We start from the raw sequence: 21,745 nt of genomic DNA on the forward strand, positions 1-21,745 counted from the left end.
AATGATCAAGTCTGAAGCGGCCGGGCAGCGTTCCTTTCCCGGTAAAAACATAGATGTTGACCTCGTGATCGCCGGTGGCGGTCTTTCCGGTGTGTGCGCCTCCATTACCGCGGCACGCCAGGGCCTCAAAGTTGCGTTGGTGCAGGACCGTCCCGTGCTTGGCGGTAACTCCAGCAGTGAAGTGCGGCTGTGGATACTCGGCGCCACCTCCCACATGGGCAATAACAACCGCTGGGCCCGGGAAGGCGGGCTGGTGGACGAGCTGCTCGTAGAGAACACCTACCGCAACCCCGAAGGCAACCCCCTGATATTCGATACCATTTTGCTGGACAAAGTGACGAGCGAGCCGAACATCACCCTGCTGCTGAACACGGCGGTGTATGCCGTCGATAAAAAAGACGCGCAGACCATCCGCTCCCTGAAAGCATTCTGCAGCCAGAACCAGACCGAATACACTTTAACGGCTCCCCTGTTCATGGACGCTTCCGGCGACGGCGTAGTGGGCTTCCTCTCCGGCGCCGCCTTCCGCATGGGCGCTGAAGCGAAAGAAGAATTCGGCGAGCTGTTCGCGCCGTCAGAAGAATATGGCGAACTGCTCGGCCATTCGCTCTATTTCTACAGCAAAGACACCGGCAGGCCGGTAAAGTTCGTTCCCCCGGCCTATGCGCTCGACGACATCACCAAAGTACCGAAATTCAAGAGCTTCAACGCACGTGAATTCGGTTGCAAACTGTGGTGGATAGAATACGGCGGCCGGCTGGACACGGTGCATGATACAGAGATCATCAAATGGGAACTCTGGAAAGTGGTGTACGGCGTCTGGAACTACATCAAGAACTCCGGCAACTTTCCCGAAGCGGAAAACCTTACCCTCGAATGGGTGGGCACCATCCCCGGCAAGCGCGAAAGCCGCCGCTTTGAAGGGGATTATATGATGCGCCAGCAGGACATTGTAGAGCAACGCCAGCACGATGACGCCATTGCATTCGGCGGCTGGTCCATCGACCTGCATCCGGCGGACGGCGTATTCAGCGAGAAGCCCGCATGCAACCAGTGGCACAGCAAAGGCGTTTACCAGATCCCCTACCGTAGCGTGTACAGCCGGAACATCAGCAATCTCTTCCTGGCAGGCCGCCTGATCAGCGCGTCGCACGTAGCTTTTGCTTCCACGCGCGTGATGGCTACGGCCGCATACGTATCACAAGCCGGGGCCATGGCTGCGGCGATCTGCAAGGAGAAAGGCATATTGCCGGCAGACATCGTGCATCAAGGACTTGTTCATTCGCTGCAGCAACGGCTGCTGAGAACGGGGCATTACATTCCGGGAGTTCATGCGCAGGATGAAAAAGACCTCGTAAAATCAGCCACCATAACAGCTTCCAGTGAGCTTGTATTTACAGAGTTTACCGGCACGCCGCTTAAAAAACCGCTGGATGTGGCCGTGGCCCAGATGATCCCGCTGCAGCCCGGAAAGATCGGCCCGCTTACCTTCCATGCGGACGCTACCGAAGCAACAACGCTGGAAGTAGAACTGCGCATCAGCAGCAAAGCCGCCAACCATACGCCGGACGTAACGCTCGCCCGGCAAACGCTGCCCATCCATCCCGGCAGAAACTGCCTGCAACTCAACTTTGACGCAGAGATACAGGAATCCGCCTACGCATTCATCACCTTCCTTAAAAACCCGCTGGTGCAGCTGCACCGCACGGAAAAAAGGATCACCGGTATGTTGTCCGTTTTCAACACGATCAACAAAGCGGTATCCAATTACGGCAAACAAACGCCGCCGGCAGACATCGGGATGGACGAGTTCGAGTTCTGGTGCCCGCAACGCCGGCCGGAAGGGCATAACATCGATTTTAAATATCCGGAGGGACTGAACGTGTTCAAAGCATCCAATATCCGCAACGGCATCGACCGGCCCGTATCACAGCCCAACGCATGGGTGGCGGATTGGCAGGATGCACATCCAAAACTGGAGCTGAACTGGCCCGCGCCGCAAAGCATACGCGAGATCGATATTTTCTTCGACACCGATTATGACCATCCGATGGAATCCGTGCTGATGACGCATCCGGAAACAGTGATGCCTTTTTGCGTGAGGGAATACAGGGTGAAAGATGATAAAGGCAATGTGATCGCATCGTGCAGCGATAATCATCAGGCGTATAACCGTATCCGTTTGAGCGAAGCGGTTACCACCGGCAGCCTTACAATTGAAGTGGAACATCCTTCAGCGGACGTACCGGCAGCGGTGTTCGCGGTAAGGTGCTATGCATAGACTAAATAAATGGTAGTCCATTGTCAACAGTTACCGTTAAATATAACAGGGGAAACTTGTGAATTGTAATTCGTAGGTTTCCCCTGTTCTCAAAAGAGATATCAATATACTAGTTTCAAATTCTCTAGCTCAATAGTCTATTGCTACCTACAGCCATCTGGATATACAGTACAACATACTACATAAAATTCACCGAGGCTTATTGAGCCATTTTGATTTCCATCAACAGTTTCAAAATCCGGGCTCTCAATTATAGCTTCCCATTCTGCCTTGCTGACAGAACCGTTGCCATCCGTATCAATAGCATTATAAAATTCCCCGCAGGGATCAGGTGTAATCTTATTTGAAGACATAAATAGAAGCGAAAGGCTTAAAATAACACTACCAACTAAAAAAAATTTAATTTTTTTCATAAAATAGAATTTAAAAGATAAATAAAAATGTTTGATGAAAACAGGGATATGCTTGGATTCAAGGCATATGACTAAGGGCTATAGAAGCTTATTGATTCTCTTCAATCTATTGCTACCAATAATATACAACATTGATATCGCCAAACTCATCAGTTCGATTTGTTGGCTAAGTTTCTTTGCTTCAACTAATCACAAGGATGCTTCTTATTGAAGAAAAAAACACAGAAAAACATTCGTTAAAAACGAAACCAGGTTGGGAAGCAGCTCAATCTTCGATTTGATCAGAAGTTCTTACATTCTTTAGTCTATACATTCTTTAGTCTATGCATGCTATTGACCATTCGGAAAAATCTAATGAGCCGCTTTGGTCAGTATCGAGTGTTTGAAAGTCGTCTGGATCTCCACCAGCCGAACTCCATTCCTCACCACTGATGTCACCACTACCATCTTGGTCCATTGCATTAAATAGCTCCTCGCATTCATCGAAATCACTAATATTTGTACTCTGTTCCTCTTTCGATTTCTCTTGCGAGTTTAAAGGGTATTCCATAACATTAAAAGAAAAAAAGAAGGTGGAGATAGATAAAACGAGTCCACAAACAAGAAAAAAATGAATCTTTTTCATAAGAAAATTGGAGTTTAAAGAGTGGGTTAATGATCAAAAATATCAGTATGAATATAGTATGAATGTAGTATAAATTTATCAAAAAATCAAACTCATTCCACTAAGATTTTTACATTATCTAAGGAAGATGCAATTTTTTCATCGGTATAAGCTATAAAAAAATTGGCTCAGAAATGTCTCTGAATATAATCATAGAAATACTCTGGCCGGCGATAGGCGCCGGTGTAAGGGATAACGTGGATGCCGGAACGGAATCCGTAAATGGATGAGAAGGCCGGCTAGTTGAGGAAGCCGCTGATGGCTTGCCACAGCTGTGCTTTTGTAAATGGTTTTTCCAGGAATAGGTCTGCGCCGTTTTCCAGGGCGATGTCTTTTGCGGAAACGTCCACGCCGGAAATCATGATGATTTTGGTAGCGGGATAATTTTTCCGGATGAAACTCACCAGGTCCAGCCCGAAGCCGTCTGGCAGCCGGTTATCTACCAGTACGATGGCGGGGCGGTACTGTTGAAAATATTCCACAGCATCGGCAATAGTTTTTACATGTTCTACTTCCAGGCCCTTTCCATCCAGCAGCATATTGATGAGCAGGCACATTTCGCCTTCATCTTCGATGATCAGCAGTTTCTGTTTGGTGTTGGCATGGGTTGCGGCGTTTGTCATAAGCGATCTTTGTTTTACAGGGATGTATTTGTAAAAATCGTACCAAAGCTTGCGGGTGGGGTTAAAATGAAGGAAGACCAGCTCTGTTGAGTTGGTCTTCCTTGTGTTATTTTTAAACAACAGGTGGCGATACTGCTATCTGGCCGCAGTGGCGCTGCCGGGAGGGTTATTTATTGCGGTCGCTGTCGTTATTGCCGTCGGTAGCTTCATCATCGTTTTCATCGTCCCCGCCATTTTCTTCATCGTCTTCATCGTCATCAACGTTTCCGTTATCTTCATCTTCACTATTGTTGTCATCATCATCATTATCTTCACTATCGTCCTCGGTATCTTCGTCTTCGTCCTCATCATCATCTTCACCATCGCCGTCTTCATCTTCATTATCTTCATCATCTTCTTCATCGTCCTCGTTATCTTCATCTTCGTCCTCATCATCTTCACCATCGCTGTCATCATCATCACTATCTTCACCACCCTCTTCATCGTCCTCAGTATCTTCATCATCTCCACCAGCGCCGTCTTCACCTTCATTATCTTCATCATCTTCTTCATCGTCCCCGTTATCTTCATCTTCGTCCTCATCATCTTCACCATCGCTGTCATCATCATCACTATCTTCATTATTCCCACTTTCATCATCCTCTCCAACTGCGCCCTGTTCCTGCTCCAGCCCGTCGCTTTCCTCCGCGACTTCATCATCCATCATAACCGTAGTGGTTTCCGTCAGCTCGCCGTTCTCTGAAACGATGAGATGGCCGTCATCCACGACTTCTTCATCTACCTCCAGCGTTTCGCCGCCTTCAATGGCCAGCTGCGTGGGCGGCACAAAATCCTCGTCGAACACTTCTTTCAGCTTCGGCAGGTCTTTGGGGGAATTCAGGCCGAAGTAGTCCATGAAAGCCTTTGAGGTGGAATACAGCAGGGGCTTGCCGGGCAGGTCCTCGCTGCGGCCGGAGATCACGATCAGCTCTTTTTCCAGCAGTTTTGTGATGGAATAGTCAGTGCTCACGCCGCGGATGTGCTCGATCTCGCCTTTGGAGATCGGCTGCCGGTAGGCGATGATGGCCAGTGTTTCCAGCGCGGCGGTGGACAGGCGTTTGAGGAATTTCTCGCCATTGAGCTGCGCTACTGTCTGGTAATATTCCTTTTTGGTCAGGAACTGGTATCCCCCGCCGCTTTCGCGCACGCTGAAGGCATAAAACTCGGAGTTGTATTTCTCCTGGATGGCTTCGAGGGCCGCTTCCACCTGTTCCTGCGTGGCGCGGTCTTCCAGGAAGGCCAGGGCGTTATTGAGCAGCTCGAGTATGTCCGCCACCGGCAAAGGACGGTCTGCGGCAAAGATCAATGCTTCTACGTGCGGAATGAGCTGAGAGATTTCCATGAACGAAAGTCGATTAAAACAAAAATGTCAAAGGCCGAAAATAAGACCTTTGACATTTTTTCAGAAATATAAATATTGTGCTGTTGATTATTTGTGCATAAGATCAACCCATCAGCGCTGCGGCCCCGCTCACGATCTCGGTCAGCTCGGTGGTGATGGCTGCCTGGCGGGCGCGGTTGTATTCGATCTTCAGGTTGCGCAGCAGTTCGCCGGCGTTGTCGGTCGCTTTGTCCATCGCCGTCATCCGGGCGCCGTGCTCGGAAGCATGTGCGTCCAGCACTGCCTTGAAGAACTGGGTGTTGAGGATCTTCGGCATCAGCTCGGCGATCAGGGTAGCTTTTTCCGGTTCAAAGATGTAGTCGGCTTTGGTGGCTTTTGCTCCGTCGGTGTTTTCCACTTTGGCAATGGGCAGGAACTGCTCCACTTTAAAGCGCTGGGTGGCGGCATTCTTGAATTCGCTATAAATGATCTCCACGGCATCGTATTCCCCTTTCACAAAACCTTCCATCGCTACGGCGGCGGCTTCTTTTACATGCTCAAAGGTGAGGTCGCCGAACAGGTCCCAGAAGCGGTCGTTCACCTTATAGCCGTTCTTGGAAAAATGCTCATAGGCTTTTTTACCGATGGGCATCACTTCCACATGTCCTTTTGCAAACTGGGCAGCGTATTTCTCGCGGACGGTCTGCTTGGCCAGCTTGATAATATTGGCGTTGTACGCACCGCAAAGGCCGCGGTCTGACGTGATGGCCACGATCAGCACCTTTTCCACCGCGCGGTTGGCCGCCAGCGCCATGTCAATGTCGCCTTCCGTATTGCTGACGATGTTCTGCAACATCTCCTGCAATTTTACGGCGTAGGGGCGCATTTGGAGGATGGCATCCTGGGCGCGGCGCAGCTTCGCAGCACTCACCATTTTCATGGCTTTGGTGATCTGCTGTGTAGACTGGATGGATTTTATACGGTTACGAACTTCTTTAAGCTGTCCAGACATATTCTTTTAAAGATTTATATGAAAGAACGACGGCCCTTTCATTTTCGGCTGCAAAGGTAAGCATTGGGCGGATAAATCGGAAATCCGCCTCCCGATATTTCTTCCTGATTCTGGTCAGGTTTCCCGGGAAGTTATTTATTTCTGCTATATTCGAAAAAGGAATCATGTTCCGCCGTTTTTTTAAGCCAAGTTTAATTGCAATCGTTTGCAATTATCCGGGATAATTCTTTATCTTGGAGCGCTCAAGTCTACTGAAGTCCGGTAGCATGGCGGCGCAACAACGGGCGGCGTGCGCAGATCAGTCAACTTTAAAACAATAAAAGCAGCGGTGCAATAGCCCGGATTGCAGAAGCGGCTTTCTGATACAAATTCACTGTTCCATGAAAAAGTACATCCTTCTCGGTTGCGGGTTGCTATGGATGGTCGCCGCACAGGCGCAGAATGGCAAATGGCAGAACCTGTTTAACGGTAAAGATCTGAAAGGCTGGAAACAGCTTAATGGCAAAGCTATTTATGAAGTAAAGAACGGCGAGATCGTTGGTACAACGGTGCTCAAGGAGCCGAATTCCTTCCTGGCGACGGAAAAGAATTACGGGGATTTCATTTTTGAGGTGGAGTATAAGCTGGATAACGACTTCAACTCCGGCATCCAGTTCCGCAGCCAGAGCAAGGCGGATTACCAGAATGGCCGCGTATTCGGCTACCAGATGGAAGTAGACCCGTCTGCCCGCCGCTGGAGCGGTGGCATCTATGAAGAGGGCCGCCGGGGCTGGCTGTACCCGCTGGACCTGAACCCCGCGGCACAAAACGCCTACAAGCCCAATGCCTGGAACAAATACCGCATTGAGTGCAGGGGCTCCGAGATCCGTACCTATATCAACGGCATTGCGGCTTCCCACCTGGTAGACGCGGAACTGCCCTCCGGCTTCATCGCGCTGCAGGTACACGGCATCGGCAACAAACAGGAAGATGCCGGCAAGCACATCCGCTGGAAGAACATCCGCATCATGGAAAATCCGCCGGCTTCCCAGTATTCCCCGTATGATACGATCTATGTGGTGAATAACGTGCCGAACACCGTTTCAGAACAGGAAAAACGCAACGGCGTACGTCTCCTGTGGGACGGCGTCAGCACCAAAGGATGGCGCAGCGCCCACAAGGCCACTTTCCCCGAGAAAGGCTGGGAGATCAAAGACGGCACCCTGAGCGTACTGCCTTCTGACGGCGGCGAATCCACCAACGGCGGCGACATTGTTACCGAAGAGGAATTCAGCGCTTTTGACCTGGAATTTGACTTTAAACTGACCGAAGGCGCCAACAGCGGCGTCAAGTACTTCGTGACCGAAAAAGAAAGCGGTCCGGGCTCTGCAATTGGCCTTGAATTTCAGATATTAGACGACGCAAAGCATCCAGATGCAAAATTAGGCGCCGCGGGTAACAGAAAACTCGCATCTTTGTATGATCTTATCCCTTCCTACAAATTCACCAATTCCCATAAAAAGATCGGTGAATGGAACCATGGCAGGGTGGTAGTGTACCCGGACAACCGTGTGGAGCACTGGCTGAACGGTCATAAAGTGGTGAGCTATGTGAGGGGGGATAATATTTATAAAGCACTGGTGGCGCGCAGTAAGTACCAGAAATTTCCCAACTTTGGGGAAGCAGAAAAAGGACATATTCTCCTGCAGGACCACGGCAATGCCGTGAGCTTCCGCAGCGTTAAAATAAAGATTTTGAGGTAGTCAGCGACTATTTCATTGTTCACTGTTTTTCAACCGACATCCCGATTCTTCGGGATGTCCTTTTTTTATATCCTTGGCTCCCAGCCTTTCTCGTACGTCCGTTTCCAAAGCTGTTCCGCTTCCTCATTCCCGATGATATGCCCGTTTTGCGGGTCTGTATGCAGAATGCTGCCGCTGCGGTGAGCGATATTGCCCAGGTGGCATAACAGCACGCTCTTGTGACCTTCCGCGGCCTCCGAGTTCAGCTTTGCTTTGCCACGGATGGATTCCAGCAGGTTGTGGACGTGAATGGCGTCGAGGAACTCCCCGCCGGGGCTTACCACATTGGTAGCGTCGCGGTTTACCTTGTTGCCCTGCTTCACTTCTTTTACCAGCTTGCCGTCGTTGTCAACGATCCGGTAGCTGTCTCCCCCGTCATTGTACAAGGCGCCTTTTTCCCCGAATATGGTGAAGCCGCGCCCGCTGCCTTCCAGCTGGTACGGGTGGCAGCTGCGGCCTTCCCATACGATGGCGCGGTTGCCTTCAAATTCGCAGGTGACGGTCTGTGTATCCGGCGTTTCCCAATCGTCGCCGGAATAAGCGAAGCGGCCGCCGGCGGAGGTGACCTTTATGGGAAAATCCACGCCCATGAACCAGCGCATGCAGTCCATCTCATGCGTGGCGTTGTTGCAGGTTTCCGCCGTGCCCCAATGCCAGCGCCAGTGCCAGTTGTAATGCACGATATTGTCCAGGTAGTCTTTCCGTGGCGCGGGCCCCTGCCACAGGTCCCAGTTCAGCGTAGACGGAACGGGCACCTTTTGCCCGGTGCCGATGGGCTTGCGGTTGTTCACATACCAGCCCCTGGCGTAGTACACGCGGCCGATAATGCCGTCTTCCCGCACTTCCTTTGCGGCCTGCTGCAGGTTGGGCCAGGAGCGGCGCTGATTGCCCATCTGCACCAGCCGGTTATGCTTGCGGGAGGCCGCTACCAGCAGTTCGCCCTCATCGGGATTGTAGCCGAGCGGCTTTTCCACATACACGTGTTTGCCGGCCTGGCAGGCCATGATGGCGGCGGGAGCATGCCAGTGGTCGGGGGCCGCGATCATGATAACGTCCAAATCCTTCCGCAGCACCAGTTGCCGGATGTCTTTGATGACCTCCGGCTGGCGGGACTGGTCTTTCACGGCGTCCAGGCCCTTGCGCACCGCGTTGTCGTCTACATCGCAGATGAACCCGATCTCCGCGCCGGGCAGCTTCGAGGTTATCTTTGCGAGCCAGTTGCCGCGGGAATTCACGCCCATGACGCCGACCACGATTTTGTTGGAGGGGGCGTTCTTTCCGAAAACAGGGAAGTTCAGATAAGTCAAGCCCGCCCCTACACCGGCCATCGCGCCGGTTTTGAGAAAGTGTCTCCGTTTCATAATGTGTTTGTTTTAGTGTGAGCCGATGCCGCTAACGTGGAAGACAGGGTTTAGCAAACCCTTGCCCGTATTGATGACAATCGTTTGCAATAAAATTAGGGAAGGAGGATAAACTTTCTTGAAAAAAATGGATGGGCGGTCTATATTTCCATCGCCTTCCAGATCAGATCGTACACCTCCGTGGCGAGTAAACGTTCGCTGACGGGCTGCGTGCTGATCAGCACGGGATGGTCTTTTACATCTCCGGCAAGGCGGCCGTGGGAGCCGCGGATGAGCGTAGCGTCAAGGGGAATAACGTCCATCAGGTAACGGAAGCCGAGTTTTTTCTTCAGCACTTTTCCGATGACTTTCAGTTTGACGAAGGGGTCCGCGGGGTTGAGGAACATTTCTACCGGATCATATCCCGGCTTGCGGTGAATATCCACGATGCGCGCAAAGTCCGGCGCCTTCGCATCATCCAGCCAGTAATAATACGTGAACCAGCTATCGGCATCGGCTACCAGCACAATATCCCCGCTGCGTTCATGATGAATGTTGTGCGCGCGCTTCCCGTCACGGTCCAGCACCAGCTGCACACCGGGCACTTTTTCCACCAGCTCGCGTACTTTTTTATAACTATGATCATCATTCACATACACATGCGCCACCTGGTGGTCCGCCACCACAAAGGCTTTGGACGCGCCCGCGTCCAGCAATTCCAGCCCGCGTTCCTCGCGCACCGCTATCAGTCCCGCTTCGCGGAAAATGCGGTTGAGGTGAACGGGACGGCTGACGTTGGTGATGCCGTATTCCGATAAAATGATGATCTCGCTGTTCTTTTGCTGGTAGTGCTCCACCAGCTGCTGCACCACCTTGTCGACCGCGCGCAGCTCGGGCGCTATTTTCGTATAATCATGCCCGTATTTCTGCAGGCAGTAATCGAGATGCGGTAAATAGATCAGCGTCAGGGAAGGATCATGCCATTTGTCCGTGAGAATGGACGCATCGGCGATCCATTGTGTGGAGCGGATGTTGGCGCCGGGGCCCCAGAACTGGAAGAGCGGGAACTGGCCCAGCTCCTGCTGCAGGCGGTCCCGCAGCTGCGCGGGATGTGCGTAGCAGTCCGGCATCTTGCGGCCGTCTGAAAGGTATTGCGGGCGCGGCGTTACAGAAAAATCGGCGCTGGAATACATGTTGTACCACCAGAACATTTTGGCGCAGGTGAATGCGGGATCGAGCTTCTTCGCGCGCTCCCATATCTTTTCCGCTTGTACCAGCTTGTTGGATTGTTTCCAGAATTTGATCTCGCAATCTTCGCGGTCATACCAGCCATTGCCTACGATGCCATGCTCACTGGGCCACTGGCCGGTAACATAGGTGGATTGCACCGCTGTGGTCACCGCCGGCAACATGGGGGCGATGGCGCCTTTATGATGTTGCTTTGCATATGCCGCCAGGAATGGCGTGTGCTCACCGATCAGTGATGAAGAAAGTCCTACTACGTCAATTACGACCGTTTTTCTCATAGATATGTCTGCGTTACAATACCGGCCCAAAGCTAGGATGATGTCAGGATAATTCCAACTGTTGCAACACCCATTTCATTTCTCTTGCGATGGATGCGCCCATCTCCTGTTTCAGTCCTGCCGGCAGCACTTCCCAGGTATAGGTTTCCACTTCCAGGTGCTGCGTGAACGGCTTGGCAGCCTGCCGTTGCAGCACACGGGTGATATCATCGCGCGTGGAGGTCAGTGCGCCGAATTGCTGCACGAACACCGGCACATGAAAATGCGCGCGCCATTCCTGTACGGCTTCATTGTCCTTGTCAGACAGGGCTTGCGGCAGATCGGGATAATGTATTTTTTTATCGTCGCCGGTGCGGGCGATCACCTGGTGCAGGTAAACGGATTCATCAAATTCGGCAAATGCGCCGGTGGCCTGCTGCCGGGATGCCGCGTCGCGGAACTCGGCTTTCAGCGCCGCGCTGATCTGCACTTTACCGGTCTTCAATCCGAAGAAATGCAGGCGTTCCAGCACTACCAGCGGATCTTCGTAAGATACCGCGAAGTGGCAGACATCGTAGCACAACTGCACATGCTGCTTGATAGCGAGGATGGCCTCTTCTTCTTTCATGCCGAATTTATCTTCCAGGAAGATCACGCCGGCGGGCAGCAGGTGCTGAAAATACCAGTCGATATACTCTTTCGAATTTTCCAGCATGCCGTCCGGCTCCGGCTCTACGTCCAGGTGCAGCAGCGGCCCACCTTTGCGGTGGATGCTTACCAGCTGTTCCACCACGAGCAGCATGTTGAGCGTTGCGCTTTCCATGACGGCCTTATGTTCTTCCCCGCAGCGGTGCCAGATCTTGTAAGATAAAGGAGAAGTGGAAATGCCGCCTTCCATGCCTTCCGGCAGGAGCGCGGCGAGGATGCGGAACAGGCGGATGGTATAGGCTACGCGCTCCGCGGTGGTCCAGTCCGGCGTGTGCACATCGTCTTTTACTTTCTCCCGGTGAAAGCCGCCGTAAGGAAATCCGTTCATCGTGAATACGTAACAATCCTGTTCTTTCAGCCACTGCCGGAATGCTTCCAGCGCCGGTTCTTTGGAGAGTTCCAGGCTTGCCAGGTTGCTCAGGCGGAGGCCGATGCCAAAGGGCGCGGCGGGCGATACTTCCGCTTTAACAGCGGGAATGAATTGCCGGAGCTGCGCGAAATGCTCCTCCCAGTTTTCACCTGCATGGATGTTGGTACAGTATGTCAGGTGGCCGTATGGCGTATGCATGGTATAATGAATTGTCTAATGTCCGAATCTGTTTTTTTACGCTACCACTTGTCGCGGAGCATATTCACAGCCTGTGCGAGGGCTGCGGCGTCCATTTCATGCACTTCCTCTCCTTTGCCGATGGCGCGCAGCAGGGAGATGGTGAGCCTTCCGCCGAGGTGTTCGCGGAATTCTTCCAGCCCCGCCATGATCGCTGAGTTTTCATCCTCTATTTCGAGCAGGGGATGGTACAGCGGCAACCGCAGCTGTTTCAGGAGATTGATGATGCGCATCACGGATGCTTCGTCCAGCATACCTTTTATCCAGGAATACACGCTGTCCAGCGCAATGCCGATGGATACGGCTTCGCCGTGCCGCAGTTCAAAGTCCGTCAGCTGTTCCAGCTTGTGCGCGCTCCAGTGGCCGAAATCAAGCGGACGGGAAGAGCCGCTTTCGAAGGGGTCTTTCCCGCCGATATGGGCCATGTGCAATTCCGCGCAGCGGCGTATCAGGTATTGGAGGCTCTGTGGTTCCGCCTGTGTCAGCTGTTGCGCATGCGCTTCCATCCAGTCGAAAAAACCGGCATCCTTTATCAAAGCCACTTTAACGGCTTCTATCATGCCGGACCGCCAGTCGCGCTCATCCAGCGTTGTCAGGAAGTGCGCGTCGTTGAACACCGCTGCCGGCGGCGCGAAGGTGCCGAGGAAATTCTTTTTGCCGTGATAGTTGATGCCGTTCTTCACCCCAACGCCGGAATCGTTCTGCGACAATACGGTGGTGGGGATGCGGATGTGTTTCACGCCGCGGTGGCTGACTGCCGCTACATATCCCGCCAGGTCCAGCACGGAGCCGCCGCCAATGGCGACTACGTAAGAGTGACGGTCGATCGCATGCTGGTCGATCGCATTCACCAGCCAGTAAAAGAGCTGCAGATCATTCTTTGCCGCTTCTCCGCCCGGCACAACGATCACGTCCTGCACCAGCTCGAAATTCTCAAGGTCCGCGCAATACGCCGCGATCTGCTCCTGCAGGGTAGCGTGCGCTTCCGTGACACCTTCATCTACGATAAATAATAACTTTTTGCGGATGCCTTTCTCTGCGCGGGATTCCAAAAAAGATGCAAAGCATGGATTGGCCGGATCGAAGATCTTTTCTGTAAAATAGACCTTGTATTCAAACTGAACACTGAATGATTGCTGTATGTACGACATATCTATACTCCTACCGATTCTTACGAACTGTTTAATCGGCTAAAAGTACAAAAACGGCTTCAAATCAGGGGAGATTTGTTGTTAATCTTCGGTCATGTTACGGCGAAGGCCCGGGAAAGGAGGATGGACAACGGCAGGAGCGCCAGCACCGCGAGCGCGTAGGGGAAAGAGGCGAAGGCGGCAGCCCAGGCGGCGTTCATGGCGATGAGGCCGATGATACCGCCTTTCACGGCGCGGCCGATCTTTGGTCCGCTGGGGTCTTTCATGGCAGCCAGCAGGGGCCGCATGATGAGGTATAGGAAAATGGCGAGGAATGGCGCTACTTCCAGGAGCTTTCCATTAACCCAGGCCTGTACAAGAATAACGATGCATACGATCGCGTAGCCGGCGGCGGCCAGTTGCAGGGGGCGCTTTTTTCCGCCATGCACTTCATCGCGGCTGATCATGGTGATAGCGGCAATGTACAGCACCGGCACCAGCGCAAACCAGCCGGTGTAAGGTATTGATCCCGGCACAACGCTCATGCCGAGCAGGAGGTTCAAACCCCGGCAGAGCCCCATGTTCAGCGGGCCGAGCACGGCATGATGTTTCCCCCATTTATTGTATACCAGCGCGGCCACGGCAATGCCAAGTGCAATGATGCCCGGCACTTCGCCCACACTGAACGCGCCGATCACACCTAACACCAACAGATATACGCCAAGCACGATCGCTTCGGTACGGGAGATGATGCCGCTGGGAATGGGCCGCTCGGGCCGCTCGGTACGGTCCAGCTTCGCATCAAAAACATCGTTGAACACCACTCCCCCGCCGTACAGGCCAATGGTAGCGAAAATGAGACAAAGGAATTGCAGCACGGACTGCGTATCTCCGTAACCGGCGAGCAAAAAGCCGGATATGGCAACGCCCGCCATGATATCGGTGATGGCCGTCAGGATATTTGCCGGCCGCATCAAACGCAGATAGCCAAATAGTTTGGTAAAGATATAGCTCACGTTCTTCAGTTAGGATTCAGTATGGTTAAACAATGGGGAAAGTGTATCGGTTACCTGATAATGGTTGATTGTTTATTTGGCCGGGGTTGTTGCCCGCCACGTAAAACAGTGCTGCCATTGTATTTCAGACTTTGATCGACAGATTGAACAGCATCAAAGTCCGCTTCGTTAATTTGTCCGCTTTGTGCAAACGCCGTGATAGCATTCCGGTAGGTAACCAGCTCAACCGCGGCTTTGTCGATGCCTCTTTCCAGCATCAGCGCGGCTGTTTTGGGCACGGCCAGCGGATCACTGATCCCCCAGTCTGCCGCAGAATTGATCATGATACGTTCGGTGCCGTATTGCTTTATCACTTCCACCATTCTTTCATTGCCCATCTTGGTGAAGGGATAGATGGTGAAAGCGGCCCAGAACCCTCTGTCCAGCACCTCCTTTACGGTCTCTTCGTTGTTATGGTCCACGATCACCATGTAGGGATCGAGGCCCATTTCCAGCGCGATGTCCATGCTGCGCTGCGTGCCCTGCTTTTTGTCGCGGTGCGGGGTATGTATCTGCACCGGCAGGCCGGCGTCTTTGGCCAGCTGCAGCTGTGCGCGGTAATATTTTTCTTCCAGGGCGGTCTGATCATCAAAGCCGATTTCTCCGATGCCTACCACACCTTCCTTGTAAATGAACAGCGGCAGTATTTCCATCACCTGTTCGCTGAGCTTTTCGTTATTGGCTTCTTTGGAGTTCAGGCCGATGGTACAGTAGTGTTTGATCCCGAACTGCGAGGAGCGGAAGCGTTCCCAGCCAACAAGACTGCTGTAATAATCGCGGAACGTATCCACGCCGGTGCGCGGTTGTCCAAGCCAGAAAGCGGGTTCTATCAGCGCTACCACGCCGGCGTCCGCCATGGCCTGGTAATCGTCTGTAGTACGGGAAGTCATGTGCACATGCGGGTCAAAAAAACGCATGCCTTTGATGGCATCCAGGTATGCCGGGTTGTGATTGAGGGGTTGTAGATCTTTTTCCGTCAACTGAGCACTGCAACACATATATGGTTCAAATTACAAATGACATTAAATTAATAATAAAATACAATGCATAGAATAGCATGAATTAGCCATTTATGCGGCGGGCTACCGTTTCCCAGGTGAGCTTTCCCGTTGCGATGTCTTCCGCCATTTCGGGGCGTTTTCCGAGCAGCTCACGGGCCGGGTTATACGAAGAGCTGAAACAGGCCAGTGCGGCGGCTTCGCGCTCGGCATGCTGTTCTGAATGCCATACTCTTTCGATGTCGGCGAAATTGGTTTCACCAATGAAAGGCGCTACCAGCCTCCATAACAGCGGATGCACCACTCTTCCGGCGGCCCATCTTTCATGCGCCAGATCGATGAGGGTGCGCGCCAGCACGAGGTTTGCGCGTTCGTCCAGCCCAACGATCCGGTGAACGGGTTTCTCGGTAAAGAACGCCTTGAGCACCAGCTGGTTCCACGCGGGCTCGTCCAGGTACCGCGCCGGGTACGGATTATCCAGCATAATGGCCTCCAAAACCACACCAATGTTTGATCTGATGCCTTCCGCGGTACGGGCGGTCCATTCTTCGGGGTAGGCCAGCAGGGGAAGCGCGCTGTAAAGCGCCACCTGTTCGTTCATTTCCGCGGCCAGGAAGAGGTTTTCGATCGCCCGTAAGTAGGCGGGCTTGTCTTGTACGGGAAGCTGAAGGAGCCACCAGACGCGAAAAAGGCGGTCCAGCGTATAATTGTTCAACACCATGGGATGCAGGGTGGCCTTTTCCTCCGGCAGCAGCTCCACTTCGGCCCTGCCCAGGAAGCGCGGGGCGGCGGAGAAAGCCAGGTTGAACTGCTGCATGGCGCCCTGCTGCAGCCAGGCAGTAAGCTGGCCGTCCAGCCACTTTTGTGCTGTTTCCGGCGTATGTCGAAGGATGACCTGGTATAAAAGCGTTGAAACCTTGCGCTCGTCGTAAACGTATCCCATGGGGCTAAAATAAGAAATTCCGGGCTGGCAATAAATGACTTAAAAATAAAAGAGAGGCAACAAGTGCCTCTCCTTCCGCCATTCTAAAACCTGATTAGTAACCAGGATATTCTTCAGGGACTAGTCCCAATATCGTGCCGGGGTTGAACTTTTTAGGTTGCCTTGGCGTTAAAGGCCCCCTTTCAGTATGCAATATAAGGATTAAAAGTCGTTCATCGCTCACCCCAAAGTGTCAAAATTTTAACATTCTCTTTGGAAAAACGATTTTGCAGAAGAAAAGTTGACCGATATTCGTACGCTGGCACAGTTATTCAATAGATTAACGATTCAAAAAAAGTGGAATTTATAAAGACAATAACTTCTCTAAATATCGGTCAAGGTAGTATTTATCTCATGCAAATATTCGTATGCGATCTTGTTGCTCTTGATGTTTTAAAATTATAACATTTATTTAACAACCGCAACTATTGTGCTATTTTTTTCTAAAAAAAGTTTTCTCACTACAAGCGTCGTACTTGTATGATGGATTTTACGTAAGTTTAAACAATTTAGCTGATTGATTTGATTTTTTTTTCGTACAATTTGTATCATGAAGATATTCAATGTTGTTTTTGCTGTTTTGTTCGTGCTTTTTGCGGCGCTGCAATGGAATGATCCGGACCCTTACATCTGGATGCCCATTTACCTGTATGCCGCCATATTCTGCGCACTGGCCGCCACCGGCAAATATTATAAGGGATGGTATCTTTTCGGTATCGTTGCCTGCCTGGGGTATGCCGTGTACCTCTTTTTCGAGAAGGACGGGGTGTTAAGCTGGATGAGGGACCACCAGGCCGAGAACATCGCCGGCGCCATGAAAGCGTCCACTCCCTGGATAGAAGATACCCGCGAATTCTTCGGGCTCTTTATTATCATCATCGTTCTGCTGGCGAACTATGTGCACATCAGCCAGAAGAAAGCGAAGAAGATGCGGAAGAAGATGATGAAGATCGGGTAAAGCGAGCACCCGGATAAAATATATCTGCAAAAAGGGCTGATCAGTATTCCTGATCAGCCCTTTCTTATAACATCTACGAACCTGTCTATTTCGCCAGCAGCCTGATGAAATCTATGCCCACAGGCGCTTTCTCCGCGGGGTCCGCGGCTTTGAACACCAGGAACAGGGAATGTTGCTGGTTACCCGTCCATGCCGGGAAGCGGATCACAGCGGTTGCGGGCTTTTCTTTCTCCGCGCTGGTGCCGATGCTTACCTCTCCGAGCTTCTGCCCGTTCACGGCATCGTCTATACGCGCTTCCACGGTATATCCGTATTGCGGCACGTCCTGCACAAAGTAGGTCAGCTCTATGCCGTTCACTTCCGCAAGGTCCAGGTTCTTGTAAGAAACCCAGGAGCTGGCGGTGGGTATGAGCAATTTCTTCCCGCTGATCTCCACGGTAGCGGCGCCGTCTGCCTTCGCGTAACTTTCCGCCTGTATTTTCGGATTGCGCAGCTCGGCGTTGGCGGTGCCGGTGATCGGGCGGATACCGGTGCCGCCTTTGTCGGTATAGCTGGCGGTGAGATAAAAGATACCTTTATCCTTCAGCTCATTGCCAACAGTGGGTTCCACACTGCCGCTCACCGGCAGGGAAGGTTCCTGTTTTGCACCGCCGGCCACGGAGAAGATGTACTCCACGATCTGTTTGGCTTCGCCCACGGTGATGGACGGGTGGGCGGACATCGCTGTTTCACCCCATACGCCGCCGCCGCCTTTGATGATCTTTTCCGCGAGGTATTGCGGCGCTTTCGGATCGTCTTTATATTTCGTGGCTACTTCCATGAAGCTCGGGCCGATGGATTTTTCATTCGGTTTGTGGCAGGTCTTACAATCCGATGTTTCCATGATATTCTTGCCGGCGATGGCGCCGGAAACGATCTGGTGGCCCTGCGGCAGGCCCGCCTTGTCTTTCCCTTCCATGTACAGCGCCTTGATGTACAGGTTGCCGGCATCCAGCGTTCCCGCGGCGGTGCTGCCGTCTTCCTTGTCGGTTACAGATACGTTGTAGCGTACCTGTTTGCCGGGGAAGTAGAACATTTTGTTGCCGATGATATCAATATTCACTTCCGGCGTTTCGTTACCGGCGTATACATTGATCATTTTACTGCGCACGCTGGCGCCGTGGCTGTCATATACGTCTACGAATACGGGGTATTCGCCTGCTACGCTGAAAGTCTGCTCCACAAAAGGTTCCGTTGTTTCTTTCTTGTTACCGTTACCGAAATTCCAGAGGAAGGTAATGCGATCTCCGTCGGGGTCCATCGCGCCTTCCGCGGTGAGCTTCACTTTAAAGGGCAATGCGCCGGTGAGCTTGTCCACTTTCAGACCGGTCTTCGGCGCGCGGTTGCCGCCGTTATAATCGATGCGGGACAATGCGGCGTCCGCATTCTTGCTGAACCAGCCGTTGCCGTATTCGAGCACGTACAAACGGCCGTCCGGCCCCATTTCCATATCGATGGGCGCATTGAATTTCGTGCCGGGCATGAACCTTTCCATCTTTACAAAATTGGCGTCCTTATCCAGCGTAACGGCCATGATCCAGCCTCTTATCCAGTCGTAAATAAACAGCTTGCCATTATAATAATCCGGGAAACGGGTTGCTTTCGGATAGAACTCGCTGTAATATACCGGCCCTGCTTCCGCGTTGCGGCCGCCGCTGCCCACGAGGGGGAACTCTTCGGACTTGCCGTAAGGGTACCAGATGAACGCGGGCTGCGCCGGCGGCAGCTTCGTTAAACCGGTGTTGTTGCGGGAATTATTAACGGGATTTTTCGGATCGTTATAGGGACCTGATTCGCCGGTTTCATAATTGAAAGCGCGGTAAGGCTTGTTGTCCGCGATGAAGAGCGGATAGCCGTAGTAGCCGGGCTTCTTCGCCTGGTTGATCTCATCATATCCCTGCGGGCCGCGGAGCGAATCGTCTTTCGATGCATCCGGACCTACTTCGCCCCAGTACAGGATACCTGTTTTCTGGTCTACTGAAATGCGGTAGGGATTGCGGGTGCCCATGGCGTAGATCTCCGGCTTCGTTTTGTCTGTACCGGGTTTGAAGAGGTTGCCGTCCGGAATGGAATAGGTGCCGTCTTCTTTCATGCGGATGCGCAGGATCTTTCCGCGCAGGTCGTTTGTGTTGGAAGATGTGCGGCGGCCATCGTATTGCAGGTGACCGGGACGGTCGTCCACAGGGCCATACCCCTTGCTGGTGAAGGGCTGGTCCGGCTCGTCAAACGGCGTGGTGTTGTCGCCGGTGGAGAGGTACAGCAATCCGTCCGGACCAAAAGCAATGGAACCGCCGGTGTGGCAGCATATCTGGCGCTGGGAATAAAATTGCAGCACCACTTTTTCGCTTTCCATCTCCAGCCGGTTGTCTTTAAACACAAAGCGACTGAGGCGGTTCACGGAAGTATCCGCGGGCGAGTAAAAGATGTATACGAAGTTATTCTTTGCATATGCGGGGTCCGCGGCAATGCCGAGCACGCCTTCTTCGGCATTCACTTTCGGCACGTCCGTTTTGTGATATACGTTGAGGAAGCCTACCTGCGACAATGCCTTGGTGGTATTGTTGAAGAACAGTATTTCGCCGCGGCGTTGCGCCACGAGGATGTCCAGATTCGGCAGGATGGTCATTTCCGTGGGCTCAAAGAAATTGCCGCCGGTCAATACCTGTTTGGTAAAGCGGTCTTCATCCGGCAGGCGTTGCGTGGTGGCCCTGGCATAATCCAGCACGAGGTTCTTGCCGATGGCGTACTGGATGCCGCCGAGCACGTGCTGGAGAAAATTCTTTTCGGTATAGGATTCTTCGGTGTGCCCCAGCTCGGTGTAGAAAGCGCGGCCGCCGTCGTATTCGTGATACCAGCTGATGCGGTGGTCGTCGCCCATGGTGCCGCCTTTGTAAGATTTTTCATCCACCGACATCAGCACTTTTGTATCCTTGTTGACGTTCCTGAAGTTGTACCATTCGTCCGTGTGCTCCCAGGTATCCGGCAGCTGTTGCGTGGAGGGATGATTCTTGTCTTTCACCACCAGCTTTGCTTTGGCGGTGCCTTCCGGATGATTTTCAAAGTAGGCGCCGACCAGTTTGCCGTACCATGCCCAGTCATACTCCGTATCGGTAGCGGCGTGGATGCCCACAAAGCCGCCGCCTGCCTGGATGTACCGTTCAAAGTCCGCTTCCTGGCGGTTGTTCAGCACATCGCCGGTGGTGTTGAGGAAGATCACGGCGGCGTATTGCTGCAGGGAATCTTCCGTAAAGCGGTCCGCATTCTCCGTAGTATCTACATCAAAGCCGTTCTCCTGCCCAAGTTGCCGGATGGCTTTGATGCCGGCGGGAATGGAGCTGTGCCGGAAGCCCGCGGTCTTGGTGAACACCAGCACTTTCGGATTGCCGGTGCGCGATTTGCCGCAACCCGCGATGCCGATGCCCATTACGGCGAGGATGGTTATAATAAAAAGATGTCTCATCAAGGTAATTAGTTTAAATAACGGGATGTTTTAAAAGCAGATAGAGACGCAGGATGGCTGCGTCTCTATAAGTTGATCTATTTCTTTTTCATCATCATTCCATTCACTTCTTTTTGGCCAGCACGTATTCAATGCCGCCCCATATGTGTTGCAGGAATTCAGGCTCCATGTAAGATGCTATCGTGTGGCCCAGTTCCGTATAGAACATGCGGCCTCCGTCGAAATCACGGCACCAGCTCATGGGGTGATTATCCCCGTTCTTGCCGCCTTCATAGGAATGCTCATCGATTTTGAGCAATACATGCAGGCCGGGAACGATGCTCTTGAAGTTGTACCATTCATCCTTGCGAATCCAGGTGCTGTCCAGATGACGGGTAGCGGGATGCTCTCTGTCCATCACCTGCAGCGTTGCGGTCTGCTGGTGCGGATGGCTCAGGAAGTAGGCGCCGACCAGCTGGTTGTACCAGGGCCAGTCGTATTCCGTGTCCGTAGCGGCGTGGATACCAATGTAGCCGCCGCCGTTGCGGATGTACTTTTCCATGACCACCTGCTGTTCATCGTTCAGCACATTGCCGGTGGTATTCAGGAATACGATGGCATTGTACTTTTTCAGATTTTTTTCTGTGAAGACGGATGCATCTTCGGTAGTGTCCACATCAAAACCTTTTTCAACGCCGAGCTGTATCATGGCCCGTTTTGCGGTGGGGATGCAGTCGTGGCGGAAGCCGGCCGTTTTCGAGAATACGAGCAGCCGCGGCTTCGCCTTTTTAAAGGAGAAAGCGGTTGCAATGCCGAGGATGCAGAGTCCTAACAGGAGAAAACGTTTCAT

General features: G+C 52.6%; 17 protein-coding genes. 3 read left to right on the forward strand and 14 right to left on the reverse strand.

Annotated elements, in window-relative coordinates; translation table 11 throughout:
* Nucleotide 1 precedes the first annotated feature (1 nt).
* Entirely contained in the window at nt 2–2,281 is a 2,280-nt protein-coding gene (locus CCY01nite_RS03335) for an FAD-dependent oxidoreductase (RefSeq protein WP_146857876.1), read from the forward strand.
* Nucleotides 2,282–2,424: 143 nt separating this feature from the next.
* Here the strand turns inward: CCY01nite_RS03335 and CCY01nite_RS03340 are convergent, their stop codons facing one another.
* The 5 genes from CCY01nite_RS03340 to atpG all read right to left on the reverse strand — a co-directional run bounded on the left by CCY01nite_RS03340 (nt 2,425) and on the right by atpG (nt 6,353).
* On the reverse strand, nt 2,425–2,694 hold the full coding sequence (locus CCY01nite_RS03340; RefSeq protein WP_146860814.1) for an EF-hand domain-containing protein: 270 nt from the start codon (nt 2,692–2,694) through the stop codon (nt 2,425–2,427).
* A 316-nt stretch (nt 2,695–3,010) separates the two neighbouring features.
* Complete coding sequence (locus CCY01nite_RS03345; protein ID WP_146860817.1) at nt 3,011–3,319, reverse strand: EF-hand domain-containing protein; 309 nt, start codon at nt 3,317–3,319, stop codon at nt 3,011–3,013.
* A 278-nt stretch (nt 3,320–3,597) separates the two neighbouring features.
* Nucleotides 3,598–3,981, reverse strand: a complete 384-nt coding sequence (locus CCY01nite_RS03350) for a response regulator (protein WP_146857877.1) — start codon at nt 3,979–3,981, stop codon at nt 3,598–3,600.
* Between the two features lie 166 nt (nt 3,982–4,147).
* Nucleotides 4,148–5,362: an SMC-Scp complex subunit ScpB gene (gene scpB, locus CCY01nite_RS03355; protein WP_146857878.1), complete on the reverse strand. Its 1,215-nt coding sequence runs from the start codon at nt 5,360–5,362 to the stop codon at nt 4,148–4,150.
* Between the two features lie 103 nt (nt 5,363–5,465).
* Nucleotides 5,466–6,353 (reverse strand): ATP synthase F1 subunit gamma, encoded by an 888-nt coding sequence (gene atpG, locus CCY01nite_RS03360; RefSeq protein WP_146857879.1) that lies wholly within the window; start codon nt 6,351–6,353, stop codon nt 5,466–5,468.
* A 380-nt stretch (nt 6,354–6,733) separates the two neighbouring features.
* On the opposite strand from atpG, the gene CCY01nite_RS03365 reads away from it, so the two are divergent.
* On the forward strand, nt 6,734–8,095 hold the full coding sequence (locus CCY01nite_RS03365) for a 3-keto-disaccharide hydrolase (RefSeq protein ID WP_146857880.1): 1,362 nt from the start codon (nt 6,734–6,736) through the stop codon (nt 8,093–8,095).
* Nucleotides 8,096–8,160: 65 nt separating this feature from the next.
* On the opposite strand, the gene CCY01nite_RS03370 is transcribed toward CCY01nite_RS03365, so the two are convergent.
* The 7 genes from CCY01nite_RS03370 to CCY01nite_RS03400 form a co-directional block, all read right to left on the reverse strand.
* Nucleotides 8,161–9,495 (reverse strand): Gfo/Idh/MocA family oxidoreductase, encoded by a 1,335-nt coding sequence (locus tag CCY01nite_RS03370; RefSeq protein WP_146857881.1) that lies wholly within the window; start codon nt 9,493–9,495, stop codon nt 8,161–8,163.
* A 140-nt stretch (nt 9,496–9,635) separates the two neighbouring features.
* Nucleotides 9,636–11,000: an alkaline phosphatase family protein gene (locus CCY01nite_RS03375; RefSeq protein WP_146857882.1), complete on the reverse strand. Its 1,365-nt coding sequence runs from the start codon at nt 10,998–11,000 to the stop codon at nt 9,636–9,638.
* A gap of 43 nt (nt 11,001–11,043) precedes the next feature.
* Nucleotides 11,044–12,255 (reverse strand): metabolite traffic protein EboE, encoded by a 1,212-nt coding sequence (gene eboE / locus CCY01nite_RS03380; protein WP_146857883.1) that lies wholly within the window; start codon nt 12,253–12,255, stop codon nt 11,044–11,046.
* Between the two features lie 41 nt (nt 12,256–12,296).
* On the reverse strand, nt 12,297–13,445 hold the full coding sequence (locus CCY01nite_RS03385; protein WP_146857884.1) for a 3-dehydroquinate synthase: 1,149 nt from the start codon (nt 13,443–13,445) through the stop codon (nt 12,297–12,299).
* Between the two features lie 92 nt (nt 13,446–13,537).
* Nucleotides 13,538–14,440: a UbiA-like protein EboC gene (eboC, locus tag CCY01nite_RS03390; protein ID WP_246129841.1), complete on the reverse strand. Its 903-nt coding sequence runs from the start codon at nt 14,438–14,440 to the stop codon at nt 13,538–13,540.
* Between the two features lie 50 nt (nt 14,441–14,490).
* Nucleotides 14,491–15,477, reverse strand: coding sequence for a TatD family hydrolase (locus CCY01nite_RS03395; protein ID WP_146857885.1), 987 nt, complete (start codon nt 15,475–15,477; stop codon nt 14,491–14,493).
* A 64-nt stretch (nt 15,478–15,541) separates the two neighbouring features.
* Nucleotides 15,542–16,420, reverse strand: a complete 879-nt coding sequence (locus CCY01nite_RS03400) for an EboA domain-containing protein (protein WP_146857886.1) — start codon at nt 16,418–16,420, stop codon at nt 15,542–15,544.
* A gap of 589 nt (nt 16,421–17,009) precedes the next feature.
* Here CCY01nite_RS03400 and CCY01nite_RS03405 point away from each other — a divergent pair.
* Nucleotides 17,010–17,417, forward strand: a complete 408-nt coding sequence (locus CCY01nite_RS03405; RefSeq protein WP_146857887.1) for a transmembrane 220 family protein — start codon at nt 17,010–17,012, stop codon at nt 17,415–17,417.
* A gap of 85 nt (nt 17,418–17,502) precedes the next feature.
* Here CCY01nite_RS03405 and CCY01nite_RS03410 read toward each other — a convergent pair whose 3' ends face one another.
* Entirely contained in the window at nt 17,503–20,916 is a 3,414-nt protein-coding gene (locus tag CCY01nite_RS03410) for a ThuA domain-containing protein (protein WP_146857888.1), read from the reverse strand.
* 103 nt (nt 20,917–21,019) lie between these two features.
* Nucleotides 21,020–21,745, reverse strand: a complete 726-nt coding sequence (locus CCY01nite_RS03415; protein ID WP_146857889.1) for a ThuA domain-containing protein — start codon at nt 21,743–21,745, stop codon at nt 21,020–21,022.

Origin of the sequence: Chitinophaga cymbidii (genome assembly GCF_007992715.1) — a bacterium.
Classification (GTDB): domain Bacteria; phylum Bacteroidota; class Bacteroidia; order Chitinophagales; family Chitinophagaceae; genus Chitinophaga; species Chitinophaga cymbidii.